General features: G+C 58.2%; 23 protein-coding genes, 2 tRNA genes and 2 pseudogenes. 17 read left to right on the top strand and 10 right to left on the bottom strand.

Features of this window, described 5'->3' with window-relative positions; genetic code table 11:
• The 5 genes from hemW to rdgC form a co-directional block, all read right to left on the bottom strand.
• Window positions 1-1,182: a radical SAM family heme chaperone HemW gene (gene hemW / locus MWR57_RS02155; RefSeq protein ID WP_423123142.1), complete on the bottom strand. Its 1,182-nt coding sequence runs from the start codon at window positions 1,180-1,182 to the stop codon at window positions 1-3.
• The gene (radC, locus tag MWR57_RS02160; RefSeq protein WP_423123143.1) at window positions 1,182-1,916 is read right to left on the bottom strand and encodes a RadC family protein; all 735 of its coding nucleotides are present in this window, start codon (window positions 1,914-1,916) and stop codon (window positions 1,182-1,184) included. Before radC ends, hemW begins: the two co-directional genes overlap by 1 nt.
• Before the next feature lie 203 nt (window positions 1,917-2,119).
• Entirely contained in the window at window positions 2,120-3,553 is a 1,434-nt protein-coding gene (gene gatB, locus MWR57_RS02165) for an Asp-tRNA(Asn)/Glu-tRNA(Gln) amidotransferase subunit GatB (protein WP_423123144.1), read from the bottom strand.
• Between the two features lie 210 nt (window positions 3,554-3,763).
• Window positions 3,764-4,306: a hypothetical protein gene (locus MWR57_RS02170; protein WP_423123145.1), complete on the bottom strand. Its 543-nt coding sequence runs from the start codon at window positions 4,304-4,306 to the stop codon at window positions 3,764-3,766.
• A gap of 19 nt (window positions 4,307-4,325) precedes the next feature.
• Window positions 4,326-4,931: a recombination-associated protein RdgC gene (gene rdgC, locus MWR57_RS02175; protein WP_423123146.1), complete on the bottom strand. Its 606-nt coding sequence runs from the start codon at window positions 4,929-4,931 to the stop codon at window positions 4,326-4,328.
• 268 nt (window positions 4,932-5,199) lie between these two features.
• Between rdgC and MWR57_RS02180 the strand changes: the two genes are divergently transcribed.
• The 4 genes from MWR57_RS02180 (at window position 5,200) to MWR57_RS02195 (ending at window position 7,314) form a co-directional block, all read left to right on the top strand.
• A tRNA-Lys gene (locus tag MWR57_RS02180) sits at window positions 5,200-5,275 on the top strand.
• An 18-nt stretch (window positions 5,276-5,293) separates the two neighbouring features.
• Window positions 5,294-5,371: transfer RNA gene (locus MWR57_RS02185), tRNA-Glu, on the top strand.
• A gap of 234 nt (window positions 5,372-5,605) precedes the next feature.
• Window positions 5,606-6,730: a Fic family protein gene (locus MWR57_RS02190; RefSeq protein ID WP_423123147.1), complete on the top strand. Its 1,125-nt coding sequence runs from the start codon at window positions 5,606-5,608 to the stop codon at window positions 6,728-6,730.
• A gap of 56 nt (window positions 6,731-6,786) precedes the next feature.
• Complete coding sequence (locus MWR57_RS02195; protein ID WP_423123148.1) at window positions 6,787-7,314, top strand: YkgJ family cysteine cluster protein; 528 nt, start codon at window positions 6,787-6,789, stop codon at window positions 7,312-7,314.
• Between the two features lie 3 nt (window positions 7,315-7,317).
• Here the strand turns inward: MWR57_RS02195 and MWR57_RS02200 are convergent, their stop codons facing one another.
• The 3 genes from MWR57_RS02200 to MWR57_RS02210 are packed head-to-tail and all read right to left on the bottom strand — an operon-like array spanning window position 7,318 to window position 9,753.
• Window positions 7,318-7,698: a response regulator gene (locus MWR57_RS02200; protein WP_423123149.1), complete on the bottom strand. Its 381-nt coding sequence runs from the start codon at window positions 7,696-7,698 to the stop codon at window positions 7,318-7,320.
• A 4-nt stretch (window positions 7,699-7,702) separates the two neighbouring features.
• Window positions 7,703-9,277 carry a two-component system sensor histidine kinase NtrB gene (locus MWR57_RS02205; RefSeq protein ID WP_423123150.1) on the bottom strand — a complete coding sequence of 525 codons (1,575 nt, stop codon included), beginning with the start codon at window positions 9,275-9,277 and terminating at the stop codon, window positions 7,703-7,705.
• Entirely contained in the window at window positions 9,277-9,753 is a 477-nt protein-coding gene (locus MWR57_RS02210; RefSeq protein ID WP_423123151.1) for a hypothetical protein, read from the bottom strand. Before MWR57_RS02210 ends, MWR57_RS02205 begins: the two co-directional genes overlap by 1 nt.
• A 192-nt stretch (window positions 9,754-9,945) precedes the next feature.
• On the opposite strand from MWR57_RS02210, the gene MWR57_RS02215 reads away from it, so the two are divergent.
• The 6 genes and pseudogenes from MWR57_RS02215 to MWR57_RS02240 all read left to right on the top strand — a co-directional run bounded on the left by MWR57_RS02215 (window position 9,946) and on the right by MWR57_RS02240 (window position 17,503).
• Complete coding sequence (locus MWR57_RS02215; protein ID WP_423123152.1) at window positions 9,946-11,379, top strand: sigma-54-dependent transcriptional regulator; 1,434 nt, start codon at window positions 9,946-9,948, stop codon at window positions 11,377-11,379.
• A 930-nt stretch (window positions 11,380-12,309) separates the two neighbouring features.
• A pseudogene (locus MWR57_RS02220) lies at window positions 12,310-13,434 on the top strand (sulfite exporter TauE/SafE family protein).
• 126 nt (window positions 13,435-13,560) lie between these two features.
• On the top strand, window positions 13,561-13,920 hold the full coding sequence (locus MWR57_RS02225) for a response regulator (protein WP_423123153.1): 360 nt from the start codon (window positions 13,561-13,563) through the stop codon (window positions 13,918-13,920).
• A 38-nt stretch (window positions 13,921-13,958) separates the two neighbouring features.
• Window positions 13,959-16,073, top strand: coding sequence for a molybdopterin-containing oxidoreductase family protein (locus MWR57_RS02230; protein ID WP_423123154.1), 2,115 nt, complete (start codon window positions 13,959-13,961; stop codon window positions 16,071-16,073).
• Window positions 16,070-16,522, top strand: a complete 453-nt coding sequence (locus MWR57_RS02235) for a 4Fe-4S dicluster domain-containing protein (RefSeq protein ID WP_423123155.1) — start codon at window positions 16,070-16,072, stop codon at window positions 16,520-16,522. The genes MWR57_RS02230 and MWR57_RS02235 overlap by 4 nt, the downstream gene beginning before the upstream one ends.
• 132 nt (window positions 16,523-16,654) lie before the next feature.
• Window positions 16,655-17,503, top strand: coding sequence for a universal stress protein (locus MWR57_RS02240; RefSeq protein ID WP_423123156.1), 849 nt, complete (start codon window positions 16,655-16,657; stop codon window positions 17,501-17,503).
• 304 nt (window positions 17,504-17,807) lie between these two features.
• On the opposite strand, the gene MWR57_RS02245 is transcribed toward MWR57_RS02240, so the two are convergent.
• Entirely contained in the window at window positions 17,808-19,922 is a 2,115-nt protein-coding gene (locus MWR57_RS02245) for an elongation factor G (protein WP_423123157.1), read from the bottom strand.
• A gap of 375 nt (window positions 19,923-20,297) precedes the next feature.
• Between MWR57_RS02245 and MWR57_RS02250 the strand changes: the two genes are divergently transcribed.
• Both MWR57_RS02250 and MWR57_RS02255 read left to right on the top strand, forming a co-directional pair.
• Window positions 20,298-21,275: a YhdH/YhfP family quinone oxidoreductase gene (locus MWR57_RS02250; protein WP_479723933.1), complete on the top strand. Its 978-nt coding sequence runs from the start codon at window positions 20,298-20,300 to the stop codon at window positions 21,273-21,275.
• A gap of 38 nt (window positions 21,276-21,313) precedes the next feature.
• Window positions 21,314-21,898 carry a hypothetical protein gene (locus MWR57_RS02255; RefSeq protein WP_423123159.1) on the top strand — a complete coding sequence of 195 codons (585 nt, stop codon included), beginning with the start codon at window positions 21,314-21,316 and terminating at the stop codon, window positions 21,896-21,898.
• A gap of 32 nt (window positions 21,899-21,930) precedes the next feature.
• Here MWR57_RS02255 and MWR57_RS02260 read toward each other — a convergent pair whose 3' ends face one another.
• Window positions 21,931-22,878 (bottom strand): radical SAM protein, encoded by a 948-nt coding sequence (locus tag MWR57_RS02260; RefSeq protein WP_423123160.1) that lies wholly within the window; start codon window positions 22,876-22,878, stop codon window positions 21,931-21,933.
• Window positions 22,879-23,147: 269 nt separating this feature from the next.
• On the opposite strand from MWR57_RS02260, the gene MWR57_RS02265 reads away from it, so the two are divergent.
• From MWR57_RS02265 to MWR57_RS02285, 5 genes and pseudogenes are all read left to right on the top strand, one after another.
• Entirely contained in the window at window positions 23,148-23,546 is a 399-nt protein-coding gene (locus tag MWR57_RS02265; protein ID WP_423123161.1) for a Fur family transcriptional regulator, read from the top strand.
• Between the two features lie 110 nt (window positions 23,547-23,656).
• Window positions 23,657-23,915: pseudogene (locus MWR57_RS14420) on the top strand (rubrerythrin family protein); the annotation flags it as partial.
• A gap of 17 nt (window positions 23,916-23,932) precedes the next feature.
• On the top strand, window positions 23,933-24,307 hold the full coding sequence (locus MWR57_RS02275) for a desulfoferrodoxin (RefSeq protein ID WP_423123163.1): 375 nt from the start codon (window positions 23,933-23,935) through the stop codon (window positions 24,305-24,307).
• A 1-nt stretch (window position 24,308) separates the two neighbouring features.
• On the top strand, window positions 24,309-24,824 hold the full coding sequence (locus tag MWR57_RS02280) for a ferritin (RefSeq protein WP_423123164.1): 516 nt from the start codon (window positions 24,309-24,311) through the stop codon (window positions 24,822-24,824).
• A gap of 98 nt (window positions 24,825-24,922) precedes the next feature.
• Window positions 24,923-26,116, top strand: coding sequence for an FprA family A-type flavoprotein (locus MWR57_RS02285; protein WP_423123165.1), 1,194 nt, complete (start codon window positions 24,923-24,925; stop codon window positions 26,114-26,116).
• Window positions 26,117-26,182 lie beyond the last annotated feature (66 nt).

A 26,182-nucleotide genomic window follows, 5' to 3' on the forward strand; every position in this document is an offset into this window, starting at 1 on the left:
TCACACAAGCCTGGACAAGACTTGATTGGCCACGGGCAGACCGGCCTCGGTGAGACGCAGGCTGTCCGAGGCAAGCACGATCAGCCCCTGCTCCTGCAATTCCTCAAGCATCTTCCCATAATAGCCCGCAGGCGTCAAACCAAACCGGCGCTGCAGCCGGGCCAGCGAAATCCCTTCGATCATCCTCAGCCCCATGACCACGCTTTCCCGGAACCGGGCCGCAAGCGACAGACATTCCCCCTCGGACAACGGGAGTTCCCCTTTCTGGACCAGCGCGGCAAACGCTTCGGGCTCCTCCACCGTGCTGAACCGAAAACCGGAGAGGCAGGAGACCGCCCCAGCCCCCAGCCCGAGATACGAGCCGTTTCGCCAGTAGTTGAGATTGTGGCGGCATTGGTTGCCCGATGCTGCGTAGTTGGAAATTTCGTAACGCGGCAAACCGGCCTGGGCCAAAAGATCGTGGGTGAGCGCGGCCATGGCCAGAACCTCCTCCTCTCCGGGCAGGGTCAACGCTCCCTTTTCCACCAGCCGGGCAAAGGGGGTTTCCTCCTCAATGGTCAGCTCGTAGCAGGCAAGATGCTCCGGCCCGAAGGCAAGAGCTTGGTCCAGGCTCTCCCGCCAGTCCGTTGCGCGCTGGCCGGGCAGGCCGTACATCAGATCCAGGTTGATGTTGGTAAAACCACCCTTTCGCGCCGCCTTGATGGCAGCGCAGGCCTCACCCTTCGTATGGCTCCGGCCAAGCGCACCCAGCAGCCGGTCGGAAAAGGCCTGCACCCCGAGGCTCAACCGGTTGACCCCTGTCCGGCGCAGGCTGGTCAGCATCGGCATCGTGACGGTATTGGGGTTGGCCTCCACCGTGATCTCGGCATCTTCCGTGAAGTTGAACGAGGCGAGGCACAGACCGACCAGCTCGGCCAGCTCGTTGCCGCCATAAATGGTCGGGGTGCCGCCGCCGATGAACAGGGTGGCGAAGGTCCGCTCCCGGCACCACTGCTGATCAGCCCAGTGGCGGATCTGGCTGGCAAGGGCCGTCAGGTAAGCGGCGGGAGGGGATTGACAGGCGTAGGAATTGAAGGAACAGTATGCACACCGGCTTTTGCAAAAGGGGATGTGCAGATAAAGACCGGGCGATTCTTCGCCGCTGGCGGGAGTAAACCCGGTGGGTAGGGATTCGGGCGACATCACTCTCCGGAAATCACCGCACGGGACTGGCGACGGATATCCTCCAGCAGACCGTGATCGGCGAAGCTGAACGGCTGCGCATCCTCCCCCACGATGAGATGGTCGAGGAGCTGAATCCCGGCAAAGCCCAGGGCAATGAAGAGATGGCGGGTGAGTTTTTTATCCTCCGCCGAAGGGGTCAGGCTGCCGGAGGGATGGTTGTGGGCGATGACCACCGAGGCGGCGTGATGCGAAAGGGCCAGCTTAATCAACTCCCTGGGATGCACGGTATTGCTGGCCAGGGTTCCCTCCGCCACCAGTTGGGTATCGATGATCCCCAAGGAGGCGTCGAGAAAAACCGCCATCAGCACCTCGCGCTTGAGCCCACGCATGGAATGAACCAGATACTCCCCCACCTCGCGGGAGGAGCGGAGGTATTCCTTAGCCACCAGCCGCTGCTTGAGATACCGCCGGGCCACGGATTGCACAAAATGCAGGGCGAAACCGTTTTTCGGCCCGATGCCATCGATCAGCTCAAGCTCGGCCTGACTGGCATCCAAGGCGTGGGGCAGGGTGGTGAATCGCTTGAGCAGGAGGCGGGCGGTTTCTTTGCAATCCTTGCGCGGGGTGCCCAGGGAAAGGAGCAGCTCCAAGACCTCGACGTCGGTGAAGCCTTCCAGACCGTGGTCCAGAAACCTGTCCCGCAGCCGTTGCCTATGGCCGTCGCCTTTTTTCTGCCAGTCCGTTTTATCCATAATTGGCCACAAAACCCCATTGGTACGCAGCCGAGCACCGGAGAAATCGCCGAAAAGGGGTTTGCACTGTTTGAGCGCAGCGAGTTTGCAAACCCCCGGCGGTTTCGAGGAGCACAGGGCATCCCGCCTCCGGCGGGACAAGTGCCGGGGTGCCCTTTCTTTTTGGTTCTTTTTCTTTGGGCACGCAAAGAAAAAGAACAATCCTACTCCCCCAGCGCCTTCACAAACAACTCGTTGGCCAGCCCCGGATTGGCCTTGCCCCCGGTCTGCTTCATGAGCTGGCCCACGAAAAATCCCATGACCTTGGTCTTGCCCTCGCGGAACTGCTGCGCCTGCTCGGGATTGGCCGCGATGATCTCCTTGACGATGGCCATAATCTCGCCCTGGTCGCTCATCTGGACCAGACCCTTCTCCTTGACCACGGTTTCCGGATCCTTACCGGAGACCATCATCTCCTCGAACACGGTCTTGGCGATCTTGCCGCTGATGGTGCCTGCGTCGATCATGGCCAGGAGCGCGGCCAGGTTTTCGGGCGTGACCGGGCATTGGCTGATATCCAAGGCTTCTTCGCCCTTCATCAGCCGCATCAACTCGGTCATCAGCCAGTTGCCGAGTTTCTTGGCATTGGGATAGCGGGCATACGCCGCCTCGAAATAATCGGCCAGCTCGCGGGAAGAGGTGAGCACTGCGGCGTCGTCTTCCGGCAGCCCCAGTTGCTGGACAAAACGGCGTTTCCGGTCATCGGGCAGCTCGGGCAGGGTGGCGCGGATTGCCTCGATCCACGCCTCAGTGATCACCACCGGCACCAGATCCGGGTCCGGGAAGTAGCGGTAATCGTGGGCCTCTTCCTTGGAGCGCATGGCATTGGTCACGTTGCGGTCCGCATCCCAGAGCAGGGTCTCCTGGGTGATCTTCTCGCCGTCCAGCAAGCGGTCGCGCTGGCGGCGCACCTCGAACTCCAGGGCTTTTTGCACGTTCTTGAAGGAGTTCATGTTCTTGAGCTCGGTGCGGGTGCCGAACTCCTTCTGGCCCACGGGTCTGAGCGAGATATTGGCATCGCAGCGGAAGCTGCCCTCCTGCATGTTGCCGTCGCAGATATCCAGATAGCGGAGGATGGCGTGCAGCTTCCTGAGATAGGCCGCAGCCTCCTCCGGCGAGCGGATATCCGGCTCGCTGACGATCTCGATGAGCGGGACCCCGGTGCGGTTGAGGTCCACGTAGCTCTTGGGCTCGCGCTCGTCGTGGATCAGCTTGCCCGCGTCTTCCTCCATGTGGATGCGGGTGAGGCCGATCCGTCTGGTTTTCCCGCCCGCCTCCACCTCCACCCAGCCGTGCTCGGCAATGGGCAGGTCGAACTGGGAGATCTGGTAGCCCTTGGGCAGATCGGGGTAGAAGTAGTTCTTGCGGGCGAACTGGTTCATGGGGCCGATGGCGCAGTTGGTTGCCAAGGCCATCTTCATGGCGTACTCCACCACTGTTTTGTTCAGCACCGGCAAAACGCCTGGCATGCCGAGGCACACCGGGCAGGTATTGGTGTTGGGCGGGTTGCCGAAGGCGGTGGTGCAGCCGCAAAAAATCTTGCTCTTGGTTTTGAGCTGGGCATGGACCTCAAGGCCGATAACGGTTTCAAATTCCATGGTGTTCTCTCCCTTATCCTTGCCCGGCGGCCGGACAAAACCGCCGATCAGTACTTCTCTTTTGCGTAATCATTCCCCAGAGGCAGCAAAACTTCTAGCCCCCGGAGCAGTAACCGCGCAGCAGTGCCGCAGATGCGCGGAAGAGGCCTGCGCCATACACACGGTATGCGGACAGGTCGATGACAAAGCAGATGCGGTGCTGCTGTGCGGTTACGCTTTTGCTTTGTGCACCCAGGCTTGCATCCGGGTCAGTTCCTGCGCCCAGCCGGAGCCGATGCGCAGATCGAGGAACATCCGGAACAACTGATCCACGGTGCGCACCACCATCTCGTGCAGGCTGACATGCTCAAGCAGCCTGCCTTCCACCGCCTCGGGGTCGTTGCCCTCTTCGGCCGAGCCCATGGTCTTGGGCGGCTTCACGTTGCGAAACTCCATGAGGGTGGCCTTAAAAGAAAGGTTCCACTCATACTCCCCCCTGGTCAGCAGCATCCGGGCCTGCTCCAGCTTCTTGCCCATGGCCAGGCCGGTGCGCGCCTCCTGGAGCTCGGTCATCAGCCCCCGGCAGATCAGCTTTTCGCGGTTCTCGCCTTCGCCGTACTCAAGCATCATGTGCTTTTCAAAAACGAGCTGGATATCCTCCCCAGCCTCGGGGAGAAAGATGGTGCCTCCCCGCTCCTCGCTCTTGAACCAGAGCCAGGTGAGAAATTCCTGGCCTACAAATCGTTTTTCGTCAATAAGATCAACTAAATCCATGCGTTCAGGCCTCTGAAATTCAAATGAAGATTGCGGGGGTGATGTCGGCCAGAGCCTCGCGGCTCGGAGCGTCGAGCAGGTGCTCGGCGGTGAGATACGGCACCTGCAGCATCAGGCTGAGGTCAAAGGTCTCCTTAAAGAACTCCTCCAGCAGCTCCTGGGCCTTCTGGCTGGTGGAAAAAAACAGCACCGTGCCCTCGGCCAGGTTCCAGCAGAGATCATAGACCGCCGGAGTCGGCGCCGCCTTTTTCATCAGCATCAGCTTGACGCTCTCCTTGATCTCCACCCTATGCGCCCGGGCCAGCTTGGGAATCTGCCGCGCTTTCTTGAGCCGCTCTTCTTCCTTGAGGCAGAACTTATTGAGCACTTTGGGCGAGACCCGGCGCTCGTCCATGCGCAGGGAGAGTACGACATGATCCGCCGCCGCGTACGAGGCATAGGCAAACTCGCTGTCAAACATATTGAGCACGGAAACCCAGCCCACGGAGCGCTCTTCGTAGCTCTCGTCGATATCCCGGAAGGAATGGCGGGCTATCCGCTCGGCAGCGAACTCCCAGAAATTCGCGGGCAGCTCACCTTCCACCGCATAACGGACAAAACTTGCCGATCTGGCCAACAATCCCATACCGCACCCAAAAGTAGATAGTCAGAAAAAAAGTCCTGCCTGGCGCAGAAACTCCGGAACAAATCAGAAGATATAGCAGACCCGGCCGACGGTCACAAGCTATTTAAGCGGAGCCTCTCCCTCCGGAAAACCCTAATAATTACACAAGCTCAGTCCGTTATCCAACAGACCGGCAAGGATGAATCCTAGGCAAAAAAAAGGGAAAAGAAGAAAGCAAAGACTTGACACGGAAAACCGACTGTTGTAAAAGTGCCTTTTCCTACAGGGTGGGTCGTTAACTCAGCCGGTAGAGTATCTGCCTTTTAAGCAGAGAGTCGCGCGTTCGAATCGCGCACGACCCACCATTTACTGTAAGGATATTAGTCCCCATCGTCTAGCCCGGTCCAGGACACCGGCCTTTCACGCCGGCGACACGAGTTCAAATCTCGTTGGGGACGCCAGCTTTTTCTAAAGGGAATCAACTGCTTTCAGTTGGTTCCCTTTTTTTATTTGGCTCCATCACCGGTATCCCGGCCAGGAAATCATAGCTACTCCTTGTGCCGGATCTCACCACATAACATGTGGTACGCCAAATTCTCCAGCAGCCAAGAATAACACTTGGCATTATTTTAATTTTATCATAAAATCTATAATAACAAGCACGGTTATTTTAATTCCACGATGAGCCCGCGCCAATGAGAACCTTCCAGTCTGGCCACTATGTGCAACAAGACCATTACCGGAGTTTTCAGCCCAATCCAATCAACCGCGCCTGGGTGCTGGACAACATGGCGTTGATCCAGCTACTTGGGCAGGCGGATCGGGAACTGGGCAGGCTGGACATGTATTCGGACTACATCCCCAATATCGATCTGTTCATCCGGATGCATGTCCTGAAAGAAGCCACCCAATCGAGCAAAATTGAAGGCACACAAACGAACATGGAGGATGCGCTTCTCGAAAGGGAAGATGTTGCCCTGGACAAAAGAGACGACTGGGAAGAGGTGCAAAACTATGTGGCGGCAATGAACCAGGCGGTTGCGCGATTAAAAAAATTGCCTTTTTCCGCCCGGCTGATGCGTGAAACCCATAAAACCCTGTTGCAAGGGGTGCGCGGCAAACACAAGCAGCCGGGCGCATTCAGACACAGCCAGAACTGGATTGGCGGGGCAACCATCAACGATGCGGTTTTTGTCCCGCCCGTTCATACCACTATCGCCGAGCTGATGGGCGATATTGAGCTGTTTGCCCACAACGACACCCAGTATTTCCCGGAGCTATTGAAAATCGCCTTGGTGCATTACCAGTTTGAAACTATCCATCCTTTTTTGGACGGTAACGGCCGGGTGGGACGGCTGCTGATTACCTTGTATCTGGTCAACAAAGGGATATTGAAACAGCCGGTGTTGTACCTGTCGGACTTCTTTGAGCGCAACCGCGCGCATTATTACGATAACTTAATGCGGGTGAGAGAAAAAAACGATCTGCTGCAATGGTTCAAGTTTTTCCTGGTGGGCGTCATAGAAACGGCAAAAAGCAGCATTGCGACTTTTGACAACATCCTCAAACTGCAAAAGCAGGTGGATGGCCAGATACAGACGTTGGGCAGCAGAACAGCCAATGCCCAAAAGGTTCTTCGTTACCTATATCAACATCCCATGATTGATGCTGCCAAAACAGGCAAGGTGGCGGAAATATCTCCGGCCTCCGCGTACAAGCTGGTTGCCGATTTGGAGCAGTTCGGGATACTGAAGGAAATCACGGGCGGCAAGCGTGGGAAAATGTATCTGTTTGACGCCTACTTGCAGTTGTTCAGGTAAGAATAAACTGCGTGGCGTTCACCCGATCACCGTTTTTTTTGTATCATGACAGCACCATGACCTGCATCCACGACTACCACCAGCTTATTGCCGACCTCGACGCGGAGATCGCCCGCATCGCACAGTTCCATGCCGCGGCCATTTCCTGCGGGCCAGGCTGCGCCTCCTGCTGCCGTCCCTTCAGTGTGCTGCCCATTGAGGCGGCCTGCGTGCGGGAAGCCATTGCCTCACTGGATAGAGCCAGCCGGGAGCAACTTGACCGCACCCTTGCGAAAGGCGATGCGTGCTGTCCCCTGCTTATTGATGATCTCTGCGCTATCTACGCGGCCCGCCCTGTCATCTGCCGGACCCAGGGGCTGCCCCTGGCCTATGTAGATGAAGAGCGCCAGGCCATCGAGGTTTCGGCCTGCGGCCTAAATTTTCCGGACGACCATGTCTTTGCCCCGGAAGACCTCCTGTTCTTGGACCCGTTCAACGTCCGCCTTGCCGCACTCAATCAGGCCTGGTGTAGCAAGCAGAATCTGGACCCGACCACACGCATCCCCCTGCGGGAGCTTGCCAGCTCCACCCCGCCTGGGGCGTGAATCTTACTGCTCCGGCAGATCCTCCCCCCCCAACAGGGCCTCGGCCACCCGTTCTTCCAGCCGATCCTTGTCGATGGGCTTGGCGCAATAGGCCACCGCTCCAAGGGCAAACGCCTGTCGGGCTATATCGACATCGGGCAGCCCGGTCAGCATGATGGCCGGCAAATGCGGCAGCAACTTCTGCATCTCGGAGAGTACGGCTAGGCCGTCCATCTTGCGCAGGTTCATGTCGAGGATTGCCAGGTCCACCTGATTTTTTTCCGTAAACCGGAGGGCCTCGTCCTCATCGTGGAACACATGCACCACATGCCCCTTCCTCTGCAGAATCCTCCGGATCAGAATCCCCGCGTCCAACACATCGTCCAAGACCAGAATCTGCGCCATCCCCCTATTGCTCCTCTTCCTGACCTGCGGCAATAACCGGCAGGAAAAGATGAAAGGTCGTATGCATGTCCAGGGCGACAAGCTCCGGCTCCACCGGCGGGGATTTGACCTCGATCCTGCCGTTGTGGTCTTGGATGATGCCGAAGGAAACGGACAATCCGAGTCCGGTGCCCTTGCCGACCCCCTTGGTGGTGTAAAAGGGGTCGAAGATGCGGCCCATTTGCTCCGGGGGAATGCCGGACCCGGAATCGCCGATGATGATTTCGATCTGCCCGCTCTCCTCATGCCAGCGGCTCCACACCCCGATAATCCCTTCGCTGCCGATGGCATGGTGGGCGTTGGTCAAAAGGTTGACAAAAACCTGGCGCATCCGCTCGTTGTCAAAGCAGGTGCTGGGCAGGTTCTCGGCCAGGCAGCGATGGATGAAGATATGGTCCATGTTCAGGGTGTGGTTGACAATGGCCAGCACCTCTTCCAGGCACTGGTTGAGATCGCCGCACAATCTATTATGCTCCTGGGTCTGCCGCGAGAAATTGAGCAGATCGGCAACGATGCGCCGGCAGATCTTCGCCTGTTTCTCGATGATCCCCAGGGTTTCATGCACCTCGCTTTGTTCCGGAAAATCCTCCTCCAGCAACTGGGCATATCCAAGGATGATGCCCAGCGGGGTATTGATTTCGTGGGCAACGCCGGCGGCGAGCTGGCCCACCGAGGTCATCTTTTCAGAGTGCACCAACTGCTCCATCATCTTCTTGAAATGGGTGAGATCCTTGGCAATCCCTTGGTACCCCTGGGGCGCGCCATCCCGGTCCGTAATGGCCGAGGCGGTGATCATCAGATACAACGGGCCGTCCTCCCTGCCGACAAACTCCGCCTCGAAATCCTTGACCTGGCCGTCCGAACCAAGCTGCGCGCGGTATTGGGCACATCGCTCCGGGTCGGAAAAAAACTCGGCCAGGGGCTGGCCGAGAACATCCAGCCTTTGGCCAACCCCGAGCAACTGCAAGCCGCTCTCGTTGATGTCGCAGATTTTGCCTTCCGCATCGCAAAAATAGATCATATCCTTGGAGCCTTCGAAGAAGCCGCGGAATTTCTCTTCGGACAACCGCAGGTCGCGGGTCTGTTCCTCCACCTGCTGTTCCAGGGTCTGATTCAACCGGGACAGATCCGCATGCGCTACTTTAAGCCGTTCGTTGGCCAATTCCAGCGAGAGCGCATCGCCCTTGGCTCGTTCGATAAGCACCGCTGTATTGTGGTAGTGGAGGGTGAGGATGGCCACCCCGCAGAGCGCGATGGTGTTGAGCCCCCCGCTGTACGGATCAAGTTCGTTCCAGAGCTGCGGCATCCCGGCAAGCCTGAGAACATAGGGCAAAAGATGCCCCACGCCCCGGGAAAGCGAAAACACCACCATGACCAGGGAAAACCAGAAAAAATACGCCCAGAGGATATTCTTGGGTTCAAGCTTTGTGAGACGCCGGGCATAGGAAAACGCAAAAAAGGCAAGAATGACCATCACGGCGGCGCCGAGATAATCCACCAGATAGACGGGAAACAGGGGCAGGACAACGCTCTCTTCCATCACTCCCCCTGCCCGCTTGAGCCCTGTCGCCGTGCAGCAATGGTCTCGCAGAAGCCCCGCAAGGCGGTGGTGAAAAACCAGAGGGCCGGAACGCAGAGCAGATGATCAAAACGGCCCAGATAATAGACGCCGCTGAGCAGGGTGCGCGGCCCGGTAAAATAATCCTCCACCAGCCGGGCGCCGGAATCCCTGATATCGGCATACATCTGGTCGGCAAACCAGTGCACAAACAGATGGTCCATATCCCAGAGGAGGAAAAACAGCAGGGAGAGCTTGAGTGATCGCCAGGAATACCCGGTATCCGGCGGTTTGGTGTGCAAAACATAGAGGAAGAGCAGCAAGGCCACCCCAAGCAGGAGATGGGCCATCAAATGGACCACCGGGCCTTCCGCCACCCCGTGCCCCTGCACCGCCCAAGCCGGGCAGCCCCACACAAACGGGAGAACACAACCCAGCAGAACACCGTATTTCTTCATCCGTTCCCCCCGCAATCCGCGCCGGAAAAATTGTGCCTTTTCCAGAAATAGCAGGTTGCCTGCAGGGACGCAAGCCATATCCGTGTTCGGATTCCCGCCAAGAAGATGTTGCTTGTTTTTCGGAAATGGTGCATCAATGGGGAGTTATTGGAAAAAATCCGCCAAACGCCCGCGCTTTCCGGAGACATGTCCGTGACCTCTGATCAGCCTCTTTCTCCCTGCCCCGACGCGGATTTTTCCGCCTCGGTTCTCCTTGTCGACGATGACCGCGACATGCTCTCCATGCTGGAACGGCTCATCCGCAAGAAATTCCGCTGCGAGGTGAAAACCGCGCCATCCGCGGAGGCTGCCTGGCAGATCATCGCGGACTGGCGGCCGGACATGGTGCTGACGGATGTCAAGATGCCGGGGATGGACGGGCTGGCGCTCCTTGCCAAGATCAAGGAAGCGTATCCGGTCATTGCCGTAATTATGATGACCGGCCACGGCACGGTGGAGTCGGCCATCGCCGCCCTGAAAAACGGGGCCTACGACTTTATCCAGAAACCCTTTGACAACGAGCACCTGCTCCACACCCTGCGGCGCTGCCTGGAACGCCTCTGCCTGCTTGAAAATAACCGGCGGCTTCAGAGCCGGCTCGCCGAGCAGGAAGCCTGCCCCGGCTTCATCGGCACCTCTCCGGCGATCAAAGAGGTTTCCGGACTGATCAGCAGGCTTGCCGATACCGATGTCACCGTGCTGATCCGGGGAGAATCCGGCACGGGCAAGGAGCTGGCCGCCCGCGCCCTGCATGGGTTGAGCGGCCGGCATTCGCGCCCGATGGTCACGGTGAACTGCCCGGCCCTGCCGGAGCAGATCCTGGAAAGCGAACTCTTCGGCTATGCCAGGGGCGCCTTTTCCGGGGCGACCCACGACAAAAAAGGACTGTTTCTCGAAGCCAACACCTCCACCATTCTGCTGGACGAAATCGGCGACCTCCCCATTGCCCTCCAGACCAAGCTGCTCCGGGTTCTCCAGGAAAAGGAGATCATGCCCCTGGGCCAGACCAAGACCATCCGGGTGGATGTCCGGGTGCTGGCCTCGACCAACCAGGATCTGGAGGAAAAAATCCGCCATGGCCTTTTCCGTGAGGATCTTTTCTACCGTCTCAACGTGGTGACTATCACCATGCCGCCCCTCAGAAACAGGCAGGAAGACATCCCTCCCCTTGCCCAGCATTTCCTCGCGACCTTTGGAGAGGAATACGACCGGCCGTCCCTTGTCTTTGCGCCGGACGCACTCCCCGCCCTGGTGAAACGATCCTGGAAAGGCAATGTTCGCGAACTCCAGAATGTTGTTAAACGGGCGGTGCTGCTTGCCGATGACACCCCCATCTCCGCCCGATCCCTTACGGAACCCGGGGTGGAGATTCCCTCTCCCCAGGGACTGCCAGAAAACCTGCACGGCTTGCCCTACAATCTCGCCAAACAGCGCTTGGTGGAGGATTTCTCCGCCGCTTACCTGGCCGAGGCCCTGCAACAAAACAGCGGCAATGTCACGGCCGCTGCCCAGGCCAGCGGCATGAACCGCCAGGCCTTTCAAAAACTACTGCACCGCTTTGGCCTCGCGGCCAAAGCCTTCCGATAACTCTCCAGCAATCCCCGCCATCCTCCGACAAAAAATAAGTGCCGCAAAAAATATGCGGTGCATATTTTTTGCGGCACTTTCCAGCCCGTTTTCCAGCCATTTCCCGTCTTGACCCACCCGCCAAAAAACAGCAACATCCACGCATAATCAAAGAGATACCAAGAACAACCCGACTCTTTCCCGAATTGGCACTGTTATTGCTGTAGCATAATGAAGGGGAGAGATCTTCGACCCTCCTCGAAATCACCCACTACGCATCAGGCGCGAACGTTTTGCCCAACAACCGTCCGCGCCTCTCAACCTGTGAACAAGACAAAGGAGGTGCAACGGCACAAGAGGGGGGACCTAGGGAACAAGCCGTCTTTTAAGACATTTTATCTCAGACAGGAGGTGGATGGTATGAAAGTCAAGTTCAGTGTGTTGCCGTTACTCGCCCTGGTGATGATGGTTTTGCCCATCATCCCGCAGGCACAGGCCCAGGAAACGGCCTCTGCCCCAACCATAACGCTCGATAAGACTTCGCTTGCCAACGGCGGCGAGATCACCGTCAGCGGCCAGGCACCGGCTGGCGCCCAGGTGTATGTCGAGGTCTATGCCGCGGATAAAAAGGTGCGGGCCAACCGCTTCGACGGCAAGAAGGACCCAAAGACCGGCAAGATTCCCTACAAGTTTTACCTGACCCATGAGATGCCCGCCTTCTACAAAATTTTCGTGCCCAAGGACATGCAGCCGGAACTGGACAAGGCCAAGGCTGCGGGCGGGGGCTGGAAGTATTCCGAGGTGCTGAAGAAAACCGGCGCCAACGCCGCATACAGCGAACCAGCCAAGATCAAAGTCGACAGCTATCAGGCCACCATCATGGCCAGCATCCTCGGTTCCCGAGGCACTCTGCTGGACCCCATGGACGAAAAGGCGACCAAAAGCGAATCCATGAAGCTGGTGAAAGGCCGTTTCCGCTCAGTTAACAACCTGTTGGGAGCCAGTGTCGAGACCACGCCCGAGGGCGCTTACACTGCCAAAATGAAGCTGCGCAAGGGGCTGGCCCCAGGCAAATATAACGTCATCGTCACCGCTGTCACCGCGCGGACCATGGACGGTGACAAGGAAACGGTCAAGAAGGTCAAAAGCGAGGTGGCGAGCTTCGAGAACAAACAAACATTCCCCACCGTCTACCTCGGCAACGCAGGCACCAGCATCAACCTCCTCTGGCCCTTCCTCCTGACCCTGGTCATCTCGATCTTCGGCGTGCTCATGGGCGCGGGCGGCGGCTTCATCCTCAACCCCATCCTGGTCTCCATTTTTCCGGCCCTGCCCCACACCATCGTGGCAGGCACAGTAATGCCCACCGTGCTCTTTTCCCAGGGTTCCGGCATTTACAACTACTCAAAGATCAAGTTCATCAACTGGAAGCTCGGCATCGGCGTCGGTTGCGCCATGCTGGTGGGCGGATTCATCGGCCCCAAACTCACCGAATTGATCACCCTGGACCAGTTCAAGTTTGCCTTTGGCTGGATCCTGTTGGTCTTGGCCGGCCTGATGTTCTGGCAGACCACCCCCGGCTATCTTGAGAAGAACAAGAAGGAGCAGGCCATCCTCAAGGAGTTCAAGAAGCGGGCGGAAGAAGCAGCCAAAGGCAACCAATAATACCATCAGGAGGAATCCGTTATGAAAGTAGATTTCTGGGGTCATGAATTTGAAGTCAACATGTGGGTCGGCTGCCTGGGCGGCTTTCTCATCGCCATTATGTCCTCGATGTTCGGTTTCGGCGGCGGTCCGTTCATGGTGCCGCTGATGACCGTCGCCCTTGGGCTGCCCATGTACATCGTAGTCGGCAGCTCGCTCTTGGCCATCTTTTTCAACACGGCCATGGGCACTGTCCGACACATGCAGTTCGGCAACTTCGACCTGCTGCTCTTTCTGGCCATGTTTCCGGCTGCCCTGCTGGGCGGCTATTTCGGCCCGCAGATCGCCAAACGCTTAAGCCCGGTGGTGGTGAAACGTGTTGCCTGCGTGGGCCTGGTGCTGCTCGGCCTTAAGCTGCTGGGCCTGTATTAAAAAACCATCCGTCCAGGTCCGGTTCCGCGGCGCCCCCTCCCTTACTCGCCGTGGAGCCGGACCTGGCTCCGGCCTGGGGAATGAACCTTGGGCCAATCACCCTACGATCCAAAAAGAGGGTCCAGTATGGCTCACATTTTCGTCTTGGATGATGTCCTGGATGCCGCCGTACTGACCCAGAGAATTCTGACCAAAAAAGGGCATCAGGTGGAGATTTTCACCGAGGAACGGGAAGCTGTGCAGTATGCCAGGAAAAACCATGTGGATCTGGCCATCCTGGACATCAATCTGAAAAAAACCAACGGGATCAGTGTGCTGGAAGAACTCAAGCGCGCGGACCCGATGATCCGGGTCATTATGCTCACCGGATATCCGACCATTGAAACAGCCCGCCAAGCCCTGCGCCTTGGCGCGGCGGATTACTGCGTAAAGCCCGTGGATAAAAGCGAACTGGAACAGAAGGTCTCCGCCGCGCTGGCCAATTGAGCCGCGAACGGCAAGCCACAGAAACAGGAGTCGTAATCATGAAGAAATCAGTCTGGAGCATGTGCGGCATGTGTACCGTTCGCTGCCCCATCCGGGTCGAGGTCGAAGACAACAACGTGACCTGGCTCGAAGGCAACCAGCACATCCTGAAAGGCGCTCTGTGCGCCAAGGGATCGGCCGGTCCTTCCCTGGTGGCCGACAAGGAGCGCCCCCAGCAGCCGCTGATCAGACGCGGCGGCCGGGGAGCAGGACGCTGGGAGGCGGTGAGCTGGGAGTTCGCCCTTGACTACATTGCGGACAAGCTGAAAACCATCATCGACCGCCATGGCCCGGAGGCGATCATGGCCAGCTCCAGGGGCGGCCCATTCCAGGACCTGGTCAAGGCCTTTACCCATGCCCTGGGCTCGCCCAACTACAGCAACCACGACAGCGCCTGCGGTCGGAACGTCCACCACGCCAGCATCTCGCTCTTCGGCCTGGGCCGAAAAGGCTTTATCTACGACATTAAAAACGCCAAGCATCTGGTGCTGTTCGGCCGCAACATTCTCGCCTCCCTGCGGCCCGCCGAGGTCAACCAGGTCATGGACATGCTGGACAAAGGCGGCAGGCTCACCTATGTGGACGTCCGTCAGACCCTGACCGGGATCAAGGCCACCAACTTCTTCCAGGTCCGACCCGGCACGGATTACGCCCTGGCCCTGGCCCTGATTCACGAGATCATCAAGGCCGAGGGGTATGACGCGGACTTTGTGGAGCGGTACACCACCGGCTTTGACGAGTTGGCCTATTTCGTGGAAAACTACTCCGCCGAATGGGCGGCCAAGGAATGCGGCATCAAGGCCAAGGATATCCATGAACTGGTCGGCCAGCTCATCGCCGACCGCCCCAAGGTTGTCTTCCATCCGGGCTGGATGCTCTCCCGCTACAACGACTCCTTTTACGCCAGCAGGGCCTTGAACTGCCTCAACGCCCTGATGGGCAACATCGAGGTCGAGGGCGGCCTCATCTTTGCCAAGGGCGCCGGAGACTGCGGCGGCAAGGGGCCACGCGCGCTCAACGAACTCTCGCCCAAGCCGACCGCCAAACGGGCCGACGGGGTGGGAGACGTGTACAAACAGTTCGAAAAAGGACCGGGCCTCTTCCACCTTTTCTACAAGGCCATGGCCACGGGCAACCCGTATCCGATCAAGGGCATTATCTGCGTCCGCCACGACCCCTTTGCCTGCTTCCCCGACCCGCAGGCCCAAAAGGAGGCGCTGGACAACTGCGACCTGATCGTTTCCGTCGACACCCATTACAGCGAGTTCGGCTGGTATGCCGATGTGATCCTGCCCGAATCGACGTATCTTGAACGCGACAGCATGATCGCCCTGCAAAAGGGGATGAAGCCCAGAATGATCATGCGCAACAAAGCCATCGAACCCCAGGCCGACACCCGCGACCTCTACAGCATCATCAAGGGGTTGGCCACCCGGCTCGGGCTGGACCAGTATTTCCCCTTTAACACCGTGCGGGAATTATGGGAGTGGCAACTGGAACCCACCGGCTTTACCCTCGCCGACTTCGAGAAGAAAGGGTTTGTCGAATACGCGGACAAACCGGTGCTGTACGACCGGGAGAAGCTGGAAGGCAAGTTCAAGACCCCTTCGGGCAAGATCGAGATCATCAGCCAGAAGCTCAGCGAATGGGGATTTCCCTCCTGGAAGCCCTACGAGAGCCCAGCCAAGCCGCCTAAGGGCCAGTATCGGTTGGTGTTCGGCCGCTCGCCTCTGCATGCCCACAGCCACACCGTCAACAACCCGCTGCTCAATGAGATGATGCCGGAGAACACCCTGTGGATCAACACCAGGGAAGCGGGCAAGATGGGGGTTGCCGAAGGGGATTTCGTCGATGTCATCTCCGGTGATATAACCAGCGTGATCACCGCCAAGCTGACGGATTTCATTCATCCCGAGGCGGTCTACACCGTGCACGGGTTTGGCCGCCAGATTCCCCTCCAAACCAGGGCCTACCATGCGGGCATGAGCGATCAGAAGCTCATGAAGGGCCAGTTGCAGAACATGGACCCGGTGGGCGGCGGCCTCAACCTCTGCGAGACCTTTGTCACCGTACGGAAAAGCTCCAAAAACCATCAACGGAAGGTGGAACTATGAACACCTACACCTTGTATCTCAACAGCAAACGGTGCATAGGCTGCCACGGCTGCGTGGTCCATTGCAAGGCCAACAAGGGATTGCCGGTGGGGCCGATTCTCTGCGAGATAAGCCATGAACCGCTCAAATCGGTGCGTGGGGTCCCGAAAACCGAGTTCAAGTTCCGCTCCTGCTACCACTGCGAGGACCCGTTCTGTGTCACCATCTGCCCCACCGGGGCGATGAAAAAGCGCGAAGACGGCATCGTCTATGTGGATGTGCCTAAATGCATCGGCTGTATGGCCTGCGCCGGCGCCTGCCCCTGGGGCATCCCCCAGCATAATCCCGAGACCAACAAGGCGGTGAAATGCGATTACTGCATGGACCGTTTGGATGCGGGGCTGCAACCCGCCTGTGTAACCAAATGCACCACCCACGCCTTAAAGCTGGTGACTATGAAAGTGATCTAAACACCCCCAGGAACCGCAGGGCGTTGTCCTCCGCGGCAAACGCCCTGTGCGAGAAGAGGTTTCCGTTCAAGCCCGCCAATCGTATGGCCTACCAACCCATCAACAAGACGGACACAAAGGAGACGGACAACTATGGAAACCGCGCAGACACAGATGGTATCTTTTGTCGAAAGGATTCTTCTCGCCACCGATTGCTCCCCGTTCAGCGAAGGCGCCGAACAGGAGGCTATTTTCTTTGCCCAGGCCTGCGGGGCGGTTTTGACAATCCTGCATGTCATTGAGGCCAATCCGGAATTTTCCACCATCGGCCATGAAACCGCACTGGAGATGGAAGAATCGGCCAGGGACCATCTTGAAAAGATTCACAGGATGGCAACAAACGAAGAAATCAAGGCGGAAATCGTGATCCGCCATTCGGACGACCCGGTGGAAGTTATCAACGAGGAGGTCCTCACAAGAAACATAGACATCGTCATAACAGGGCGGAGGGGGAGACGGGGCATCAAGAAAATCCTGATGGGAGTGGTGACGGAAAAGGTCGCCTCCATGGTACCCTGCAAAACCCTCATTGTTCCCAAAGATTTTGTCATTGAAGGCGATGGCGTCCTGCTTGCCACCGATGGCTCATCGTTCAGCGAAAATGCGGAAAAAGAAGCCATCAACATGGTGTCGCGCTGCGACTATTTGAAATACATCTGTGTAGTGTCGGCAGCGGCCACCGCCGCAGAGCTTGATGAGGCCAAACAACGCGTCCAGCGCATCAAAACCCGGATACAGGCAGAAAACAAAAAAATCACCATCGAAACCGTGGCCGAGATCGGATCGCCAAGTGACATGATCGTGCGCAAGGCACGGGAGAAAAAGGTCGATGTGATTATCATGGGCTCCCATGGCAGAACAGGCCTGCAACGGTTGCTGATGGGGAGCGTGTGCTCCGAGTTGATCGCGTCCGCGCCCTGTTCCGTGCTGATCACCAAATAACGGACCCTTTCTTCTGCCCGCAGGGTGTTGTCCTTCTCGGATAACGCCCTGCGCCAGCAACTTCCCGCGCCAAGCGCCACTCTCCCGGCAGCCAACCCCCTAGAAATACGTACAAAAAAAATAGTTGCAGAAAATCTAAAACAGGGATATTAAGTATTAAGTAAAATTACTAAACACTTTGTCCGCCTGTACTCACCATCCGCAGTTGCTCCTGCGCAGAACAGGCAAATGTTCTTCCCCTCCCCTTAAAAAGCCGTCGGACGCAAGTCCGGCGGCTTTTTTTTATTGCTGCCTTGCTGCGCGATCAATCCGCGTGTTGCGTAGCCAGACTCTTCTGCACCTCAAAAGGCACCGGCGCATATTCCTTGAACCGCCGCTTGAAACTGGCCCTCCCCTGGGTAATGGATTTCAGCGCGGTGGTGTACTTGTACTGCTCGGCCAACGGGGTCAGGGCCTTGATCACCTGGTAGCGGCCCTGGGTTTCCATGCCGCCGATGATCGACCGCCGCGTTTGGAGATCGCCCATCACCTCGCCCATCACCTCTTCCGGCACCATGATCTCCATCTCGTAGATGGGTTCGAGGATGAGCGGATCGGCCTGTTGGAAGGCCTCTTTGAAGGCTTGGGCCCCGGCGATCTTAAAGGAGATATCGTTGGAGTCCACCGCGTGCATCTTGCCGTCGAAAACCATGACCCGCACGTCCCGCACATGGGAGCCGGTCATGGGCCCTTCCTGCATCTTTTCCATGACCCCCCGCTGGATGGAGGGCAGGTACTTGGCGTCGATGACCCCACCCACAATGCAGTTGTAGAATACCAGCTTGCCGCCCCACGGCAGGTCGATCTCCTCCTTGCTCCGCACGTTGAGATCGGCGGGATCGGGCGCCCCCTCCACATGGGGCTCGATGCGCAGGTGCACCTCGGCGAACTGGCCCGAGCCGCCGGACTGCTTCTTGTGGCGGTACATGGCGGTGGCCGGCCGCTGGATCGTCTCCCGGTAGGGGATCTTGGGCTCCACAAACTCCGTCTTGATCCCGTAAACATGCTCCAGACGCCAGCGGGCTACCTGCAAATGCAGCTCGCCCTGGCCCCAAAGGATCAACTGCTTCACCTCCGAGGCGAACTCGGCCTTGAGGGTCTGGTCCTCGGTCTGCATATCGCGCAGGGCCTCGCCCAGCTTCTCGTCATCCTTCTTTTCCTTGGCCACAATGGCCGAACGGATGCGCGGTTCGGGAAATTCGATGGGCGCTATGCCCACCCGTTTCTCCTTGGAGTGCAGGGTGTGGTTGGTATTTGTGCCTTTCATTTTCAAGGTCGCGCCGATGTCGCCGGCGGAGAGCTTCTTCACCTGGTTGCGCTCCTTGCCGTCCATGATAAAAAGCTGGGCCAACCGTTCGGTGTCGCCGGTCTGGTAGTTGACCAGATCCTGCCCTTCGCTCACCTCGCCGGAGCAAACCTTGAAAAAGGTGATCTTGCCGAGATAGGGCTCCACCAGGGTCTTAAAAACAAAGAGCACCGGAGGCCCGGCCGGGTCGCAGGCCAGCTCCCCGTTGTCCAGGGTGTGCTCGGGCAGCATCTCGTGGGCCGTGGGCGCCACGTTGTCGATGAAGCCCATCATCCTCCCGCTGCCCATGTTCTGCTTGGCGGAGAGACAGAAGATCGGAAAGAGCGACCGGTTGCGCATCCCGATCTTGAGCCCCATGCGCATCTCATCCTCATCCAGGCTGCCCTTGTCGAAATAGAGCTCCATCAGAGCTTCGTCGTTTTCCGCCGCCTTCTCCACCAATTCGTTGTGGAGCTTGTCGGCCCGCTCCTTCTCGCTTTCCGGGATGGGCAGCTTCTCAGGTTTGCCGCCCTCGGCGGGGAAGCGGTACATGGTCATCTTGAGCAGATCGATGATGGAGTTGAAGCCCTGACCCTGGTTGACCGGATACTGCATGAGCACCGCCGCCGTGCCGAAGCGTTCCTGCAGGGAGCCCACCGCCTCGTCGTAAGCCGCCTTGGGATGATCCACCTGATTGATCGCAAAGATGGTGGGTTTAGCGAATCGTTCCACCGAGTTCCAGACCAGCTCGGTGCCCACCTCCACCCCGTACTGGGCGTTGATCAGCATGACGCAGGTGTCGGCCACCCGCAGGGCGGAGACGATCTCGCCCACGAAGTCGTCCAACCCAGGGGTGTCGATGATGTTGATCTTGTAGTCCCGCCATTCGGTGTGCAGGGAGGTGGCGTACACCGAGTTGCCGCGCTCCTGCTCGATCTGGTGATAATCGGAGATGGTGTTCTTGTCCTCAACCGTGCCGCGCCTTTTGGTGAGCCCTGCCTCGAAAACCATGGTCTCGGCCAGGGTTGTCTTGCCGGATTTGACACTGCCCAGTAAGACGATGTTCTTGATGTGCTTGTCGTCATAGACTTTCATGCGGCGCCACCTCTTTTGGTCAATATGATTTTCATCCTGCCAGCTTGGGCCGGGGGGAGATTGCATTACTTTCAGGATAGCAAAAAAGAGGAGCGTCCAGCAGATTTTTTTCCCGGGGCCGAGCAATTTTTCACAGGCCTGGCAGAGGTTGGCGTTCCGCGCTGGATCATGGTATAGTGCGGTTATTCCTGCACAATCCAACAAAAATGGACTCGTAACAACTGCCCTTCGACAGGCTCAGGGCGAACGGTACTACCTTAACGTATTGATATTCCGTTCGTGCTGAGCCTGTCGAAGCACCTGTTTGCAACACATTACAAGTTGTGTCGAGTCCATCAACAAAGGAGCACCCCCTTGCCCAGCACCTTCCAAGCCATGGTTGTCACCCAACCCAAGCCCGGCCAGTTCCAGCGGGGTATCGTCACCAGAAACCTCGACGATCTGCCTGCCGGCGAGGTGCTGATCCGGGTGCGCTACTCGTCGCTCAACTACAAGGATGCCCTCTCCGCCTCGGGCAATCGCGGGGTAACCCGCCGTTATCCGCACACCCCCGGCATTGACGCGGCCGGCGAGGTGTTGGAAAGCGTTTCCCCAGATTTTTCCCCAGGGGATGCGGTCATTGTCTCCTGTTATGATCTCGGCATGAACACCTCGGGCGGCTTTGCCCAGTGCATCCGGGTTCCGGCCAAATGGGTCATGCCGCTGCCCGCCGGACTCACCCTGCGGGAAAGCATGATCTACGGCACCGCCGGTTTTACCGCGGCCCAATCCGTTGACCGGCTAGAACGCCACCCGGTGTTGCCGGACCAGGGCAAGGTCCTGGTCACCGGCGCCACCGGCGGCGTGGGCAGCATGGCCGTGGCCATGCTTGCCTTAAGTGGCTTTACCGTTGCCGCCGTAACCGGGAAACCGGAGCAGGAACCATTCTTGCGCGACCTGGGCGCCCAAGAGATTGTCCTGCGGGAAAAGAGCATCGACCGTAGCGCCCGGATGCTGCTCAAGGAAAAATGGGCAGGGGTGATCGACACGGTGGGGGGCGATATCCTGGCCACGGCCATCAAGTCCACCCGCTACGGCGGGGCAGTCACCTGCTGCGGCAATGTCGCCTCCCCGGACCTGCCCCTGAACGTCTACCCCTTTATCCTGCGGGGGATAAGCCTCATCGGCATCGACAGCGCCGAATGCCCCATGGCGGTCCGCATCCCCATCTGGCACAAAATCGCCACCTGCTGGCGGCTACCCAATCTGGAACGGGTTACCACGGAAATTTCGCTCAAGGAGCTTGACCAACATATCGAACATATTCTACAAGGAAAACAGAAGGGACGGGTGATCCTCAATCTCGACGCCTGACCCTCTCTTTGCTGCCAGCCTTCCCAAAGGAGACCTCCATGCGTTTGCCCACCGCCATCCTGCTCGCCCTTGTCCTCTCCCTGAATTCGGGCTGCTCGGGCATGCTGCCGGTGGCCAAAACCACGGACGAATCCCGCTGGGACAGCTTTGATCAGGTCAAGGCGTCCTTTGACCTGATCGTTCCCTTCTCAACCACAAAAAACGACCTGCAAAAGCTTGGCTTCGACCCCTACCAAACCGCCAATATCCAGATTCTCAACTATCTGGCCATCATCGCCAAATTCATGCCCAACACCAATATCACCAAGGCCGATCTGCCCCAAGGGCTTCAGGGCTGCGTGGAGGCAACGGATTCCTGTATCGCCTATGAACTGAAGACCCAAAATCTTAAAAGCCAGCGGGAGGGCAATCTTTTTCTTGATCTCCTGCGCTTCAAACGCCAGGCCCACCAGACCGGCTGGCGCTTTTCCGCCTTCATTGTCCTGGTGAACGACCTGGTGGTGTACAAACTCTGGGACGGACAACCCCGCATCCAAGGGGAGGTGTACAAAAAGAACCCCCTCGGCCCCCTCCAGGAGCCCGCGGACCTTGCCACGGATGCCGCGGTGGTGGGCACCTTCTAGCCACCCCGAAAACGCTGGACCAGGCCCGGGGCTCAGACCACGCCCAAGGCGCGAAGCATGGCGAGAAAATCCCGCTGCGCAAGCCGGGCCAGCCCTGCCTGACCGGCCAGCTCCAGCGCCTGGCGGTACTCCTGGGGCAGCAGCATGCGGTCAAGGGGCGGAAAACTCATGGCCCGGCCGCAGGGCCGGTACTGATCCATCACGTTGACATAGGTGGCAGGCGAGATCTCCCTGGCCAGAAAGCCGAAGATCTCCCGGGTTTCAGCCAAGCCCTCCGGCATGATCAAATGACGCACCAGAAGGCCATGCTCGGCAAGCCCCTGGTCATTGATCACCAGATCCCCCACCTGGCGGTGCATCTCGCCGATGGCCAGCCTGGCCTTTTCCGGGTAATCCTCTGCCTCGGCAAAGCGGCGGGAGCTTTCCCCTGACCAAAACTTGAAATCCGGCATGTAGATGTCGATTATCCCTTCCAACAACCGAAGGGTCTCCACCTCGTCATACCCGCTGGTATTGTAGACCAGGGGCACCGAAAGCCCGCCCTCGACGGCCAGGGGCAATGCCTCCAATATCTGCGCCACCACATGGCTGGGCGTGACCAGATTGATGTTGTGGCAGCTCTGTCGAGCAAGGTGCACCATCATTTCCGCCAGTTGCGGGGCAGTGACCTCCTCCCCTTCCCCTTGATGGCTTATTTCGTAGTTTTGACAGAAAACGCAACCGAGGGTGCAGCCGGCGAAAAAGATCGCGCCCGAGCCGCCTTGTCCGACCAGGGGGGCTTCCTCTCCGAAATGGGGATGATGGGCCGCCACCACAGCCTGCCTGCCGGTGCGGCAGAAGCCCTTTTCCCCGGCCAAGCGGTTCACTCCGCAACGCCTTGGGCAGAGGTGGCAGCAGGAGAGCTGTTCACGGGCCGCATCCCTCCGGCGAAGCAGTTCGCCGGAGGCGTGAAGGGCAAGATAGCGTGGCGTACAAGGCATATGAAACACCCCCCGCAAACAGGCCGTTTAGCCGGGCTGGAAGCGTGCCGGCAGCCACAATCAGTCCAAAGACGGAAAAAACACCCTTTGCTTTCCCAAAGGAACGCCCCGAAGCCTTCGTGCCGGCAGGCAGCATTTTTCCTTGGCTGCCGGAGGCCTTCCGTACACAGCATCATTATTGCATGGCTCTGCGCCATGCCAAGCAAAAAAATCTTGCGGATCCCTTGATCCTCCTGTAATAAGAATTATTATCAAACAAGGAGGACAATATGTCGCAGCTCAACAATCACAGCCTTCGGATAACCAAGCAACGCCAGATCATTCTGGATGAGTTGTGCAGCGTCACCTCACACCCCACGGCCGACGTGCTCTACCAGATGGTGCGCAAGCGGTTGCCCAAAATCAGCTTGGGCACGGTCTACCGGAACCTGGAGATCATGTCCGAGTGCGGGATCATCCAAAAACTCGATATCGGCGGCACCCAAAAGCGTTTTGACGGCGCGCCCCATATCCATTACCATGTGCGCTGCAACCATTGCGGCCGGGTTGACGACCTTGATCTCCCGCCCGACTTTAATGTGGAAAAAGCAGCAGGCAAACTGACCTCCTTTAAGATTCTCAGGCACCGGTTGGAGTTCACCGGCCTCTGCCCGGAATGCCAGCCCTGATTTCCCCCCGGTCTGGTTTTTCCTACACAGACCGCAGAGAACCATGTACAATACGAACACAATCACTTTGCCGATACATAATCGCGTTTGACGCAGGAAGGCCCCTCCATGAGCTTCTTGAGCACGCCGTCATGTCCCCGGAATTCGCCGCGATTGCCAGGGACGAAGGTTTTCCCGATAGAGCCGGGGTGTTCATGGCCATTGGAGTGGCGGAAAAACAGCATGAAAAACGCTCCCTGGATCTCATGGTCAACATCAAGAGAGGGAGAGTTTTCAAAAGAGAAAACAAGGTAACCTAAGGTAACCTGGCGGTGCCGCAACTGCGGCTATCCCCGAGATCATTTCGAACTGCATGGCGAAAACTGGTAACCCAAGGAGGAACGATCATGGCTGAAAAACTGCAAGTGTACAAATGTGAAATATGCGGCAACATCGTCGAGGTTCTGCACGGCGGAGTGGGCGAGCTCGTCTGCTGCGGCCAGCCCATGAACCTGCAGACCGAGAACACCGTGGATGCGGCAAAGGAAAAGCATGTGCCGGTGATCGAGAAGGTGACAGGCGGCTACAAGGTGAAGGTGGGGACCGTGGCCCATCCCATGGAGGAAAAGCATTACATCGAATGGATCGAACTTATTGCCGGGGACAAGGCGTACCGCCAGTTCCTCAAGCCCGGCGATGCTCCGGAAGCCTTTTTCGCCGTGGACGCACCCTCCGTCAGCGCCCGCGAATATTGCAATCTCCACGGACTCTGGAAGGCCTGATATGCTGAGCAAACCCATGGAAAAGGCTCTCAACGAGCAGATCAATGCGGAATTCTATTCCTCCTACATGTATCTGTCCATGTCCACCTATTTCGACTCCGTCGGCTTGCCCGGCGCGGCGCAGTGGATGCGGGCCCAGACCCAGGAGGAATGGTTCCACGGCATGAAGCTCTTTGGGTATGTTAATGAACGGGGCGGCCGCGTGGCCCTCAAGGCCATCAAGCAGCCGCCCACCGACTGGAAATCGACCCTGCACGTGTTCCAGGATGTCCTCAGCCACGAGCAGAAGGTGACCGGGCTGATCAACAACCTGGTCAATCTGGCCCTGGACGAGCGGGACCACGCCACCAACATCTTCCTGCAGTGGTTTGTCTCGGAGCAGGTGGAAGAGGAGGCCAATGTCGGCGCGGTGCTCGACAAGCTCAAGCTCATCGGCAAGGACGCCACGGCCCTGTTCACCCTGGACGCCACGCTGGGGCAACGGGTCTTTACCCCGCCGCAGGCAAAGGGAGAGTAGCCTCTTTCCCGCCATCTAAGCGAGCGCTGCTCCGGATTGCACAATCAAGCCCTGCCGGCCGGAAACGGCCGGCAGTTTTTTTAAAAAACGAGGACAACATGGCTGCGATAGAAATCAAAAAAGACATCTACTGGGTTGGCGCCGTGGACTGGAACATCCGGGACTTCCACGGCTACTCCACGGAAAAGGGCACCAGCTACAACGCCTATCTGATCAAGGACGAAAAGATCGCCCTGTTCGACACCGTGAAAAAAGAGGTGAAGGGCGACCTGATCCACCATCTCTACCAGGTGCTGGGCGACCCGAGCAAGATCGACTACATCATTGTCAACCATGTGGAGATGGACCACTCCGGCTCCCTGCCGGAAATGATCGACCTGATCAAGCCGGAAAAGATCTTTTGCTCGCCCATGGGCAAGAAGGCGCTGATCGAGCATTTTCACCGGGAAGACTGGCCGTTTGAGGTCGTGGCCACCGGGGACTCCATCAGCCTCGGCAAAAAGACGGTGCAGTTCCTTGAAACCAAGATGCTCCACTGGCCGGACAGCATGTTCTCCTATATTCCCGAGGACAAGCTGCTCATATCGAGCGATGCCTTTGGCCATCACTGGGCCACCTCGGAACGGTTCGACGACGAGGTGGACCCCCATGAACTCATGACCCACGCCGCCAAGTATTATGCCAACATCCTGATGATCTTCTCGCCCATCGTCCAGAAGCTGCTTGCCCAGGTCAAGGAAATGGGGTTGCAGATCGAGATGATCGCCCCGGACCATGGCGTGATCTGGCGCACCTCGCCTCAGACCATCCTTGAAGCCTACGACCGCTGGAGCCGGGGCGAAACAAAGAACAAGGCGGTCATCATCTACGACACCATGTGGCACAGCACCGAAAAAATGGCCAAGGCGGTGATGAACAGCCTGCTCCAGGCAGGGATCACCAATGTGAAGATGCTGCATGTCCGCAAAAACCACCGCAGCGACATCATCACCGAGGTGCTGGACGCCAAGGCCGTTATCCTCGGCTCGCCGACCCTGAACAACAACATCATGCCCGCTATGGCCGACATCATCACCTACATGAAGGGGCTGCGCCCGAAAGACAAGATCGGCGCCGCCTTTGGCTCCTTCGGCTGGAGCGGCGAGGCGGTAAAGCATCTCACCGGACACATGACGGACATGGGCTTTGACATCGTCGGCGAGGGGGTCAAGATCAAGAACGTCCCCAGCCACGAAGCGCTCAAGGGTTGCTCCGAGCTGGGCAGCGCCGTGGCCGCGGCAATGAAGAAATAGGAATTCCTTTTGCCCCCTGCCGTCCTTACCGGCCGGCAGGGGGCTCTTCTCTGGAAAGGAGTCGAC

Source organism: Hydrosulfovibrio ferrireducens, from assembly GCF_046883345.1.
GTDB lineage: Bacteria > Desulfobacterota > Desulfobulbia > Desulfobulbales > Desulfurivibrionaceae > Thiovibrio > Thiovibrio ferrireducens.